The following is a 12,461-nucleotide window of genomic DNA, read 5'->3' as shown; positions in this document are numbered from 1 at the left end:
GCTATTGATGGCTTATAACTATTTCCATGTTGATGCGTTTATCGGCAGCGGATTATCTGGTAACCCGGCGGGTGTGTATCTGCTGAAAAAGCCGCTGTCGACAGAACAGATGCAAAGTATCGCCGCCGAGATCAATTTGCCGGAAACCAGTTTTGTCTGGGATGAAGGAGATAAATCGGCTATTCGTTGGTTTACGCCCGAACGTGAAGTGGATTTATGCGGTCACGGCACCTTGGCGGCGGCGCATGTGATGTTCAATGTGATTAATCCCGGTTTGCACGATATCTGTTTTCGTAGCGCCAGCGGTGATTTACATGTCAAACGCGATGCCGATAACTTCAGTCGGTTGTCGCTGAACTTCCCCACATTGCCGCCAGAGAAAATCGCGATTTCGGTGCAGTTGAAAACCTTGCTAGCTGTTGATATTCAACAAGTATGGCAAGCAAAATCTCTGCTGGTAGTGCTGGAGAATGAGCAACAGGTTCAGCAATTACAGCCGGATATTGCTGCGCTCATTGCTTTCGCTGGCCGTGGTGTCATTGTGACGGCACCGGGTGATGAGGTCGATTTTGTTTCGCGCTACTTTACCCTGAGCAGCAATGAAGACCCGGTGACTGGATCGGCCCATTGCACATTAATGCCCTATTGGGCGGCTCGGTTGGGCAGGTCGTCCCTCCATGCCCGCCAGATATCGGCGCGAGGTGGCGAGTTATTCTGCACGTTAGCCGGAGATCGCACGGTTATCTCCGGTGAATCTCGCATTTTCCTCAAAGGCGAATTATCCCTTTAGTTAACTATTTGTTGTAGATAATGATCCGCTCGTGAGTTAATTTGTTATCACATAAAGGAATAAAGAATAATTTTTTATTCCTTTGTCTCTATTCCGCCTTCAGGTATCACTGTCATCTCAGCGCCCCTGTGCGCTAAAGGTCGCAATAATAGCGAATGACATTGTTAACCGAGCGGAGTGAACCATGGCGGTAATCCTATCTTCTACAAGCTTATCTTCTGCACGTTTATCTTCTGCAAACATTGCCGCCGCCATTCGCGGCTTCTTACGGCCCGGTAGCGCGCTGTTGGCTCTGTCATTGGTGGCGGTCAGTGCGCATGCTGTCGATGTGACGGTGGCCTACCAAACTTCTGCCGAACCGGCCAAGGTCGCTCAGGCGGATAACAGTTTTGCCAAGCTTTCCGGTGCTAAGGTCGATTGGCGCAAATTTGATAGCGGCTCCAGTGTGGTCAGGGCGCTGGCCTCGGGTGATGTGCAGATCGGGAATATCGGTTCCAGCCCATTGGCAGTTGCGGCCAGTCAGAATGTCCCGATTGAGGTTTTCTTGCTCGCCTCACAGTTGGGTAGCTCGGAAGCATTAGTCGTCAAAAAAGAGATCAAAACCCCGCAAGATTTAATCGGTAAGCGTATCGCCGTGCCCTTTATCTCCACCACTCATTACAGTCTACTGGCGGCTCTGAAGCATTGGGGCATCAAGCCGGATCAAGTCACGATTCTGAACTTACAGCCACCGGCTATCGCCGCAGCGTGGCAACGCGGTGATATTGATGGCGCGTATGTTTGGGCGCCCGCCGTAAACGAATTAGCCAAAACTGGCACGGTGCTGACGGATTCCGCGCAAGTGGGTCAATGGGGCGCGCCAACTCTGGATGTTTGGGTGGTGCGCAAAGATTTCGCCCAAGCACATCCCGAAGTGGTGACCGCCTTTGCTCGCAGTGCATTAGCTGCCCAAGGAGCTTATTTGGCCCAACCGAATCAATGGCTTAAAAACTCAGAAAATTTGAAACAGCTTGCGCGCTTAAGTGGCGTACCCGCCGAGCAAGTGCCGGAGTTGGTGAAGGGCAATACCTATCTGCCGGTGGCTGAACAGATAACACAGCTGGGCCAGCCAGTGGATCAAGCTATCCGCGATACTGCCGCGTTCCTCAAAGAGCAAGGTAAGATCCCGCAAGTGGCCAGTGATTATCATGATTTCGTCACTGACCGCTTTGTGAAAGCGGTTCAGGCGGCACCGCAGTCCTAGGAGTTATTATGCTAAACGTCAGCGGCCTGTGGGCTGAATATCAGGGCAAACCGGCTTTACAGGATGTGTCATTACAAATCGCATCCGGACAGTTAGTCGTGGTATTGGGGCCATCGGGCTGCGGCAAAACCACCTTGTTGAATTTGATTGCCGGGTTTATGGAGCCTTCAGCTGGCAGCATCACTCTGGATGATATTCCGGTTCACGGCCCCAGTGCCGAGCGGGGAGTGGTGTTCCAGCATGAGGGTTTACTGCCGTGGCGCGATGTGGTCAGTAATGTCGAGTTTGGCTTGCAACTGGCGGGGCTAAGTCAATCCCAGCGGCGGGCAACCGCGCTGAAAATGCTTCATCGGGTCGGGTTAGCCGGTTTTGAACATCACTTTATTTGGCAGCTTTCCGGTGGCATGCGCCAGCGAGTCGGGATTGCCCGTGCACTGGCGGTTGACCCGCGTTTATTGCTGCTCGATGAGCCGTTTGGCGCACTGGATGCTTTCACTCGCGAACAGATGCAAGAGTTGTTGCTGACGATTTGGCGTGATACTGGCAAGCAAATTCTATTGATTACGCACGATATTGAAGAGGCGGTATTTTTGGCCAGTGAGTTATTGCTACTGTCGCCAGGGCCGGGGCAGGTGGTCGAGCGGTTATCACTGAACTTTGGTCAGCGCTATGCCGACGGTGAAGCTTGCCGCAGCATTAAATCTGATCCTGAATTTATCGCCCGCCGTGAATACGTGCTAGGTAAAGTCTTCCAACAGCGGGAGGCCCTGATATGAGTCTGCACAATACCATACGCGACAGCACCATACGCGACAGTACATTGCGCGAAGCCAATTTGCGCCCAGTATCTTTGCCCACTCAAAAACCCACCCGCCGTTTCCCTGGCAGTTTTTTACCGGGCAGTTTTTTACTGGGTAGTTTTTTACCGGGTAATAAAGGGGTGTGGCTCAGTATCGCGACGTTGGCGAGTGTGGTGGCGCTGTGGTGGGCAGTCACCGCGCTTGGGCTTATCAGCCCACTGTTTTTGCCCGCGCCGCAGCAGGTTTTGCATCAATTATTAGTGATTGCCAGCCCGCAGGGGTTTATGGATGCCACGCTATGGCAGCATTTGGCGGCCAGTTTGGGGCGCATTTTAATTGCCCTGTTCGCCGCCGTGGCGCTGGGGGTGCCGACGGGGATCGCCATGGGCCTCAGCACTCGGGTGCGCGCGGTGCTGGACCCGCTGATTGAGATTTATCGCCCAGTGCCGCCGTTAGCCTATTTGCCGCTGATGGTGATTTGGTTTGGTATTGGCGAGACTTCAAAAATCCTGCTGATTTATCTGGCTATCTTCGCGCCGATCACCTTGGCCGCCGTGGCCGGGGTGCGCAGTGTAGCGCAGGTGCGAGTAAGAGCCGCCCGCGCACTAGGAGCCAGCCGCTGGCAGGTTTTATGGTTTGTTATCTTGCCCAGCGCATTACCGGAAATCCTAACCGGTATCCGCATTGGTTTGGGGGTCGGTTGGTCAACATTAGTGGCCGCCGAGTTAATCGCCGCCACCCGGGGTTTGGGCTTTATGGTGCAATCCGCCGGTGAGTTTCTTGCGACTGACGTGGTGATTGCCGGCATCAGTGTGATTGCTATTATCGCCTTTGGGATGGAATTAAGTTTGCGGGCGATTCAGCGCCGGTTAACGCCTTGGTATGGAGCACAGCAATGAATGAACGTTTGGTCGTGACCCCGTTGGGGCCATATATTGGGGCGTTGGTTGAGAATATTAATATCGCCCGCCCATTGGGAGACAGCCAGTTTGAGCAGCTTTATCATGCTTTGCTCAAGCATCAAGTGCTGTTTTTCCGCAATCAGCCGATTACCCCTCTACAGCAACGCGAGTTAGCCGGGCGCTTTGGCGATTTACATATTCACCCGGTTTACCCTCATGCTAAAGAGTGTGAAGAAATCATTGTGTTGGACACGCACGATGATAACCCACCGGATAATGACAACTGGCACACTGACGTGACGTTTATCGAAAATCCGCCATTGGGCGCGATTCTGGCGGCCAAGCAGTTGCCGACAACCGGCGGCGATACGTTATGGAGCAGTGGGATTGCGGCTTATGAAGCCCTTTCCGCGCCGTTTAAGCAGCTATTGGCGGGGTTACAGGCGGAGCATGATTTCACTCATTCTTTTCTGGAGCGCAAACACCGCGCTACGCCGGAAGATCATCAGCGCTGGTTGTTGGCAAAAGAGAAAAATCCGCCGTTGCTCCATCCGGTGGTGCGCACCCACCCGGTGAGTGGGCGTCAGGCATTATTCGTCAATGAAGGATTCACTACTCGAATTATTGATTTGAGTGATAAAGAGAGTGATGCGCTACTGCGTTTTCTGTTTGCCCACACCACAAAACCCGAGTTCCAGGTGCGCTGGCGCTGGCAGCAGGATGACGTGGCTATCTGGGATAACCGCGTCACCCAACACTATGCCAATGCGGATTATTTACCACAGCGGCGGATTATGCACCGAGCGACGATTCTCGGGGATAAGCCGGTGTTCCGGCCTCAGTAGGTTCCAACAGTGACGGCGCGTCAACCAACAGGGTGCGGGCGGCAGTTTCGACGGCATCGACGGTGATGTCTTCGACCTGCGGGCCGGCGTGCAGCAATATGTGGCGAGTTAGCGGATACCAACGCAGATATTTCTCTGGTCGGGATTCAAACAAAGCCACCACCGGGATTTGCAGTGCTGAACTGATATGTACCGGCGCACTGTCGGCGGAAATCACCACATCCAACTGGCTGGCTGCGGCCACAAACTCATCAACCGAGGGGGTTAACAAAGGGCGCGCTGCGATACTTGCCAACTGTTGCTCACTCGGTGGCTCTTGAGGGTCATAAAGAATGATGATATCAGCCTGATCACTGAGTTTCAGCGCCAACTGTTGCCACTTCTCCCAACTCCAACGCCGTTGCGGGGCTTTGTTAGAAACAAAAAAACCGACCCGTGGCCGCTTTTTTTTACCGAGTTCTGTCTGCCATTTCGCCTGCAATTCAGGATCAGGATAGATATGCAGTTTCACTGCTTCAGTATCAATTTGCTCTAATTCTGGCACCAGTGCGAAACCGGAGAGTGCTTCGTGGCGTATTGGCCGGTTAACAACATGGTCAGGATTGCGGTCATCAAACTCACTGACAGGAGTATGCCAGCGGCTATCGGCCACATTAAGTTGCTTGGCGAACTGAATACTATTTTTATTCATGCCGCCATTAGGAATTACCAGCAAATCAAAACGCAAACGCCGTAATTGCCAAATCAAGGCCAAGCGATCAAGAAGGCTTTTAAGTCTGCCAGGCTGCTGATTTCGTTCACATTGTTTGCTGTAAACGTAAGTATGTACTGCACTGACATCAGGGTTGCGTGCCAGTGCTGCCCGGTTGTATTTGTTCGCTAAGACATGAATCTCAGCTGCAGGCCACCGCTGTTTTAGTGCATGTAAAAAAGCAGTGGTGCAGATCATATCGCCAAGGAAATCAATTCGGATGACCAAAATGCGCTGCATTGATACTTTCCCCAGAAATAGTTTTATGCCTTATTAGACATTAAAATCCTCTGAGCAATAACAAAAATAAACATCAATTTAATATCTATTTATGTAATGAATGTTTTTGCCATGCATAACGCGTGATAGTCAGTGTGCAACGTAGTGCCCGCCAGAACTCATGTTTGTTACCAATGCCGCGGAACAGGGCTGAGTGTAACTTCAATTGACAGAACTTGGTGGCGAGTACGCTGCGTTCCGATGAGGTGGGCAATCTTTTGCGCATCAGCCCTAAAAAATGGCCGCTCTCTTGGTTAGCATGGCGGAGCAAAGTACGGCGTAAGTTTGGCTCTGCCGCGTCAGCGATATCAACTAATCCTTTGATAATATTGATATAGCTGTTCGCTCGAAGCAAGATATCTTGAGTTGAATGGGAGTGAGTGATTGAACTGGGATTGGTGCGGTAGCCATAAAATGGTGCGGCACAGTAACCCACACGTTGTGCTACTAATGCCAGTTGGACTGTCCACAGAATATCTTCGTGTAACATTTCTGGGATGAATGCGAGCTGATGGGTTTGAATAAGATCACGGCGAATCAGTTGCAGCCAGACATAATGTGGCCACTCATTGCGCTCAACACTCCCAATAATCCATTGTTTACCACTCAGTACCTGACCCCAAGACTATTTATGCAACAGTTGGGGGCTGGTGGAGTGTTGGGGGGCGGTGACGAAGGAATAGCCATTGCCAATCAATAAATCGAGTTGTTGTTGATTAGCTTGCTGTAGCCAGGTTGATAAAGTCTCGGGAGCCAGCCAGTCATCTCCATCGGCAAATGCAATCCAGGTTCCGGTCGCCCGGGCTATTCCAGCATTACGCGCCGCAGATAGCCCCTTATTCTGTTGATTGACAATTAAATACCGGCACTATGACGGTAATATCCTTTTTATTCATAACCTTATTATCCTTAATATAGGTCTTTTTTGAAAAGCGGGTTACCCCGCTTCAAATTGCTTGGTGATATTCTCCAACTGCTCTTGTGCATCCAACCAATGCATCTCAGTTTCTTCCAGCTTGGATTTCACCTGCGTCTGCTGTTGTAAGCATTGGGTGAGATCGCTCTTGCGAGCTATGTCGTACAGCGCGGAATCAGCGAGTTGCTCCTCAACTGCTGCTAATTCGGTACTGAGTTTATCCATCTGTTTTTCCAGCGTCATAATTTGCTTACGCAAAGGCTGGGTTTGGCTGCGGAACTCAGCATCGCGGCGTTTTTGGTCTTTGCGTTGTTGTGCGCTGTTGCCGGATAACTCTTTGCCGGGGTTATCTTGCTGGTTTTGCTGGCGCTGTACATCCACCAGAAACTGTTGATAATCCTCCAGATCGCCGTCGAACTGCTCCACTTTACCGTCATGTACCAGGTAAAGGTCATCAGTAGTAGACCGTAATAAGTGACGATCATGGGACACCACCACCAATGCGCCTTCGAAATCAATTAAGGCTTCGGTCAATGCCTGGCGCATATCAAGATCCAGATGGTTAGTCGGTTCATCCAGCAGCAACAGGTTAGGGCGCTGCCAGATAATCAGCGCCAATACCAGCCGCGCTTTTTCACCACCGGAGAAGCGAGCGGTAGGGTCGGTAACCTGATCCCCCTGAAAACCGTAGCCACCGAGATAATCGCGCAACTGCTGCTCCGGCTCCTTGGGGGCCAGGCGGCTCATATGTTGCAGCGGAGATTCATCTGCTCGTAAGAATTCAAGCTGATGCTGGGCGAAGTAACCCAGTTTAATCCCTTTGGACAGACCGATTTCACCACTTTTTGGTTCCAGTGTCCCTGCTAACAGTTTGATTAAAGTAGATTTACCCGCGCCATTGCGGCCTAGCAGGCCGATGCGCGAGCCCGGCACCAGATTGAGCTTGATGGATTCTAAAATAGTGCGGTCGCCATAACCGGCGCTGACTTTGTCCATCCGTAACAGGGGGTCTGGCAAGCTTTCCGGTGTGCGGAAACTGAAGTGGAATGGATTATCCACATGGGCCGGTGCAATCAGCTCCATCCGCTCAAGCATTTTAATACGGCTTTGGGCTTGTTTGGCTTTGGTCGCTTGGGCACGAAAACGGTCAATATAACTTTTCAGATGCGCGACTTTTTCTTGCTGATTCTGATACATCGATTGTTGCTGCGACAGCTTGGTGGCGCGCTGGCGTTCGAAAGATGAATAGTTACCGGTATATTCATTCAGAGTCTGCTGTTCAATATGCAGAATTTTATCAATAATAGGATCAAGGAAATCACGGTCATGGGAAATCAGCACCAGTGTGCCGGGGTAGCTTTTCAGCCATTTTTCCAGCCAGATCACTGCATCCAAATCTAAATGGTTGGTCGGTTCATCCAGCAACAGCAAATCAGAGCGGCAAACCAGTGCTTGCGCCAAGTTAAGGCGCATCCGCCAGCCGCCGGAAAATGAACGCACCGGCTGCTGTAATTGCTCTTGAGAAAAGCCCAGCCCGTGGAGCAAACTGGCTGCACGCGACTGAATGGTCCAGGCGTCAATGGCATCGAGTTTGCCATGCACGGTAGCAATGGCATGGCCGTCATTTTTTTCATTGGCGGCCTGAAGTTCGGCCTCTAACTGACGATATTCGCGATCGCCGTCGATAACATACTCTATCGCCGGCACATCCAGAGCGGGGGTCTCTTGATTGACCCAAGCCAGCGCCCAGTTACTGGGAAAAGTGGCATTGCCCCCATCGGCGCTGAGTTCGCCTTTGAGCAACGCCAGCAGAGTGGATTTACCACAGCCGTTTTTGCCGACCAGCCCGACCTTTTGCCCAGGGTTAATCGTTGCTGTCGCGTTGTCCAGCAAGACACGAGTACCACGTCGAATTTGTAGTGAGGAAAAAACAATCATAGAGTGCCGTATGTTAAATTGTCATTATGTGAGGGTGAACAGGGTGTTTAGCGCCCTATTTTTTGGTCTTTGCGAAGCATGGTAACGGAAAAACCGGACCCTGACGACGCTTTGGAGGGGAATGATGTCGCAGCCACCCAAGGTTTTGCTGCTGTATGCCCATCCGGAATCACAGGACTCGGTGGCTAACCGGGTTTTACTGCAACCGGTGCAGCAGCTAGAGCATGTCACTGTGCACGATTTATATGCACATTATCCGGATTTCTTTATTGATATTCACCATGAGCAGCAATTGCTACGTGAGCATCAAATTATTGTCTTTCAACATCCTCTTTATACTTACAGTTGCCCGGCGTTACTGAAAGAGTGGCTGGATCGGGTGCTGGCGCGTGGCTTTGCTAATGGGGTCGGGGGGCATGCTTTGACCGGTAAATACTGGCGTTCGGTGATAACTACCGGCGAGCCAGAAGGAGCCTATCGCGTTGGCGGTTATAACCGTTACCCGATGGAAGATATTTTGCGGCCTTTCGAATTGACGGCAGCTATGTGCCATATGCATTGGATGAATCCGATGATTATTTACTGGGCACGGCGGCAGAAGCCGGAAGTCCTGGCCAGTCATGCGCAAGCTTATGGGCAGTGGTTGCAGTCACCGCTACCGACCGGAGGGCTTTGAATATGGAAAGCTCGGCGCTACTGACCGCGATTTTATTATTCTTATTTGCCGCTGTGGTGGCGGTTCCCATTGCCCAGCGCCTCGGTATTGGGGCGGTTTTGGGCTATTTGATTGCGGGTATCGCCATTGGCCCTTGGGGATTGGGCTTTATTCGTGATGTCGATGAAATACTCCATTTCTCCGAGTTGGGTGTTGTTTTCCTGATGTTTATCATTGGCTTGGAATTGAATCCGGCCAAGCTTTGGCAGTTGCGGCGCTCTATTTTTGGCGTTGGTGCGGGTCAGGTGGTGATAACCGCAGCGGTGCTGGGGGCATTGCTCTACTTTAGCCATTTTGCCTGGCAGGCGGCGGTGATTGGCGGTGTCGGTTTGGCGATGTCTTCAACCGCGATGGCATTGCAGCTGATGCGGGAAAAGGGCATGAACCGCAATGAAGGCGGCCAGCTCGGTTTCTCGGTTTTGCTGTTTCAGGATATGGCGGTGATCCCCGCCTTGGCGCTGATTCCTATTTTGGCCGGTGGCGGCGGGGCGGCGAATGATTGGGTCAAGATTGGCATCAAAATCGCGGCTTTTGCTGGCATGCTGATTGGCGGCCGCTATTTGCTGCGCCCATTATTCCGCTACATTGTGGCCTCTGGTGTGCGGGAAGTTTTCACTGCTGCGGCTTTGCTGGTGGTATTGGGGTCGGCGCTGTTTATGGATGCTCTGGGCCTATCAATGGCGCTAGGGACTTTTATCGCTGGGATATTACTGGCTGAAAGTGAATTCCAGCATGAGTTGGAAATTGCCATCGAACCCTTTAAAGGGCTGCTGCTCGGGCTATTTTTCATCTCTGTCGGGATGGCTTTGAACCTCGGCGTCTTGTTTACTCACTTGTTGGATGTGCTGCTCGGCGTGCTGGCCTTGGTCTTCATCAAAGGCGCAGTGCTATATGGTTTGGCGCGGACATTTGGCTTGCGCCGTTCGGTGCGGCTGCAATTTGCTGGAGTGCTAAGTCAAGGGGGCGAATTTGCTTTCGTGTTATTCTCCGCAGCATTCTCTCAGCACGTGTTGGATGCTGAACAACTGGCATTGCTGCTGGTGGTGGTCACTCTGTCGATGATGACCACGCCGCTTTTGATGCAGGGGATTGACCGCATTTTGATCCGCCGTTACAACGCGCAGGAAGAGAGCGACGAGAAGCCGTTTGTTGAAGATAATGACCCGCAGGTCATTATTGTCGGCTTCGGGCGCTTTGGTCAGGTGATTGGGCGCTTACTGATGGCGAACAAAATGCGCATTACCGTGTTGGAGCGCGATGTCAGTGCCGTCAGTGTGATGCGCAAATACGGCTATAAAGTTTACTATGGCGATGCTACCGAGCTAGAACTGTTGCGGGCTGCCGGAGCGGAAAAAGCCAAAGCTATCGTGATCACCTGTAACGAGCCGGAAGACACCATGACGCTGGTGCATTTATGCCAGCAACATTTCCCCAACTTGCACATCCTGGCCCGTGCCAGAGGGCGTGTTGAAGCGCATGAATTGCTGCAAAATGGGGTTAAAGATTTTACGCGCGAGACTTTCTCCAGTGCGTTGGAGTTGGGGCGAAAAACACTGCTGGAATTAGGGATGCATCCGCATCAGGCCTACCGAGCACAGCAACATTTCCGCCGTCTCGACATGCGAATGTTGCGTGAGCTGGTACCGCAGCATCATGGGGATGTCGCGCAAATTTCCAGAATTAAAGAAGCCCGCCGTGAGCTGGAAGATATTTTCCAACGAGAAATGCTGCATGAAAGTCGGCAGTTAGATGGGTGGGATGAATACGAATAATGCCGGAGAAAATGATGTCTATTACGCTAAATAACAAAACAATTCCGCCAAATAACAAGACAGCAACACGTAAAAGATTCATCGCCGGGGCTGTTTGTCCTCAATGTAAGGCACTGGATACGCTGGCTTTATGGCGTGAAGATCAAGTAGAAGTGGTGGAGTGTGTTAAGTGCGGTCACCATCAGCGTCAGACGGATGAACAGGTCAATCAGCATGTCCGTGAGAATGAACAAGTGATCGGAATTTTCGATCCAGAGTAGCGTTATTCTTCGTGTTTTTTTATGCTGAAGAGTACAGCGGTGCAGATTTCCGCTACAATCTGTGCCAATTTTTGTTCCAAGGGTAGGAGATATCATGAAAGTAGCAAAAGACTTGGTGGTCAGCCTGGCTTACCAGGTGCGTACAGAAGACGGTGTGTTAGTTGATGAGTCTCCGGTGAGCGCGCCGTTGGACTACCTGCACGGCCACGGTTCCCTGATCGCAGGTTTGGAAAAAGCGCTCGAAGGCCACGAAGCGGGCGACAGCTTTGACGTGCGTGTAAACGCCGACGAAGGTTACGGCAGCTATGATGAGAATCTGGTGCAGCGCGTACCGAAAGACGTCTTTATGGGCGTTGACGAGTTGGAAGTTGGCATGCGTTTCCTGGCTGATACCGACCAAGGCCCAGTGCCAGTCGAAATCACGGCTGTTGAAGACGAGCACGTTGTGGTTGATGGTAACCATATGCTGGCGGGTCAGGATTTGAACTTCCACGTTGAAGTGGTTGCTATCCGTGAAGCAACAGAAGAAGAACTGCAGCATGGTCACGTCCATGGTGAGCATGATCATCACCATGAACACGGTGACGGTTGCTGCGGTGGCCACGGCCATGATGAAAGTGACCAAGGTCACGAACATGGTAAAGGCGGTTGTGGTAAAGGCGGCGGCTGCGGCTGTCACTAACATCTGACCTGTCACTAACATTTGATATGGTCAGTCAAAAGCCAGCCTTGCGGCTGGCTTTTTGCTATTTATGTCAATCGAATTGCAATTACGCGAGCGACTAATAGTGCGGCGGCGGCGGCTCTTCTGCTGGTGAAGCCATCATGGAAGACTGAGACTCTCGCAGCTTATCGGTCAATAAACGCAGATGTTCGCGTAATTTGGTTATTTCCATCTGGTGCTCCGTCACGATCAAATTGAGTTCTTCAATCGTCACTTCCTGAAATGCCAGACGGCTCTCCAGCGTTTCTAGCCGTTGCTCAAACAGGGATTGTTCCATCTTAATATCCTCTTATGACTGCAAACCATACCCTCTGATCACTTTCCGTTTGACGGCCATAAAACAGCTCGACGGCCATAAAACAAGGGCGGGCAATACTACCTGTAAAACCCCATGATTGCCCTGAGAGGGTCAAGATATCGATAAAACGAAACTTCTTGTAGTAAAAAAAGTCTTAATATCACTTAATAGCATCTGCATAGAGATTGTTTTGTGTTCGCACAGACAGTTATAGTACAAGACACACTT

At 51.4% G+C, this 12,461-nt stretch carries 12 protein-coding genes and 1 pseudogene; 9 read left to right on the top strand and 4 right to left on the bottom strand.

Going from position 1 to position 12,461, the window contains the following annotated elements; genetic code table 11:
• Window positions 1-7 precede the first annotated feature (7 nt).
• The 5 genes from OVO64_RS05530 to tauD all read left to right on the top strand — a co-directional run bounded on the left by OVO64_RS05530 (window position 8) and on the right by tauD (window position 4,580).
• Window positions 8-790: a PhzF family phenazine biosynthesis protein gene (locus tag OVO64_RS05530; protein ID WP_145509938.1), complete on the top strand. Its 783-nt coding sequence runs from the start codon at window positions 8-10 to the stop codon at window positions 788-790.
• A 184-nt stretch (window positions 791-974) separates the two neighbouring features.
• The gene (gene tauA / locus OVO64_RS05525) at window positions 975-2,033 is read left to right on the top strand and encodes a taurine ABC transporter substrate-binding protein (RefSeq protein WP_050291819.1); all 1,059 of its coding nucleotides are present in this window, start codon (window positions 975-977) and stop codon (window positions 2,031-2,033) included.
• A gap of 8 nt (window positions 2,034-2,041) precedes the next feature.
• Window positions 2,042-2,809 (top strand): taurine ABC transporter ATP-binding subunit, encoded by a 768-nt coding sequence (gene tauB / locus OVO64_RS05520; RefSeq protein ID WP_038637147.1) that lies wholly within the window; start codon window positions 2,042-2,044, stop codon window positions 2,807-2,809.
• Window positions 2,806-3,732 carry a taurine ABC transporter permease TauC gene (gene tauC, locus OVO64_RS05515; protein WP_050291815.1) on the top strand — a complete coding sequence of 309 codons (927 nt, stop codon included), beginning with the start codon at window positions 2,806-2,808 and terminating at the stop codon, window positions 3,730-3,732. Before tauB ends, tauC begins: the two co-directional genes overlap by 4 nt.
• A complete protein-coding gene (gene tauD, locus OVO64_RS05510; RefSeq protein WP_145586405.1) occupies window positions 3,729-4,580 on the top strand; it encodes a taurine dioxygenase in 852 nt (283 codons plus the stop codon). Before tauC ends, tauD begins: the two co-directional genes overlap by 4 nt.
• Here tauD and OVO64_RS05505 read toward each other — a convergent pair.
• The 3 genes and pseudogenes from OVO64_RS05505 to OVO64_RS05485 all read right to left on the bottom strand — a co-directional run bounded on the left by OVO64_RS05505 (window position 4,528) and on the right by OVO64_RS05485 (window position 8,464).
• The gene (locus OVO64_RS05505; protein ID WP_120011541.1) at window positions 4,528-5,571 is read right to left on the bottom strand and encodes a glycosyltransferase family 9 protein; all 1,044 of its coding nucleotides are present in this window, start codon (window positions 5,569-5,571) and stop codon (window positions 4,528-4,530) included. The two genes, tauD and OVO64_RS05505, sit on opposite strands and share 53 nt — an antisense overlap.
• Window positions 5,572-5,656: 85 nt before the next feature.
• Window positions 5,657-6,475, bottom strand: a pseudogene (locus OVO64_RS20500) (glycosyltransferase); the annotation flags it as partial.
• 72 nt (window positions 6,476-6,547) lie between these two features.
• Window positions 6,548-8,464 carry an ABC transporter ATP-binding protein gene (locus OVO64_RS05485; RefSeq protein WP_038637137.1) on the bottom strand — a complete coding sequence of 639 codons (1,917 nt, stop codon included), beginning with the start codon at window positions 8,462-8,464 and terminating at the stop codon, window positions 6,548-6,550.
• A gap of 124 nt (window positions 8,465-8,588) precedes the next feature.
• On the opposite strand from OVO64_RS05485, the gene kefG reads away from it, so the two are divergent.
• From kefG to slyD, 4 genes are all read left to right on the top strand, one after another.
• Complete coding sequence (kefG, locus tag OVO64_RS05480) at window positions 8,589-9,140, top strand: glutathione-regulated potassium-efflux system ancillary protein KefG (protein WP_038637134.1); 552 nt, start codon at window positions 8,589-8,591, stop codon at window positions 9,138-9,140.
• Window positions 9,141-9,142: 2 nt separating this feature from the next.
• Window positions 9,143-10,951, top strand: a complete 1,809-nt coding sequence (gene kefB, locus OVO64_RS05475) for a glutathione-regulated potassium-efflux system protein KefB (protein WP_038637131.1) — start codon at window positions 9,143-9,145, stop codon at window positions 10,949-10,951.
• Window positions 10,952-10,965: 14 nt separating this feature from the next.
• Window positions 10,966-11,211: a YheV family putative zinc ribbon protein gene (locus tag OVO64_RS05470; protein ID WP_042562659.1), complete on the top strand. Its 246-nt coding sequence runs from the start codon at window positions 10,966-10,968 to the stop codon at window positions 11,209-11,211.
• A gap of 94 nt (window positions 11,212-11,305) precedes the next feature.
• Complete coding sequence (gene slyD / locus OVO64_RS05465) at window positions 11,306-11,893, top strand: peptidylprolyl isomerase (RefSeq protein ID WP_038637128.1); 588 nt, start codon at window positions 11,306-11,308, stop codon at window positions 11,891-11,893.
• 100 nt (window positions 11,894-11,993) lie between these two features.
• Here the strand turns inward: slyD and OVO64_RS05460 are convergent, their stop codons facing one another.
• Window positions 11,994-12,212, bottom strand: coding sequence for a SlyX family protein (locus OVO64_RS05460; protein ID WP_004391440.1), 219 nt, complete (start codon window positions 12,210-12,212; stop codon window positions 11,994-11,996).
• Window positions 12,213-12,461 lie beyond the last annotated feature (249 nt).

This window comes from Yersinia sp. Marseille-Q5920 (assembly GCF_946902935.1).
In the GTDB taxonomy this organism is placed as follows: Bacteria; Pseudomonadota; Gammaproteobacteria; order Enterobacterales; family Enterobacteriaceae; genus Yersinia; species Yersinia rochesterensis.
This window is presented reverse-complemented; position numbering and strand designations above follow the sequence as displayed.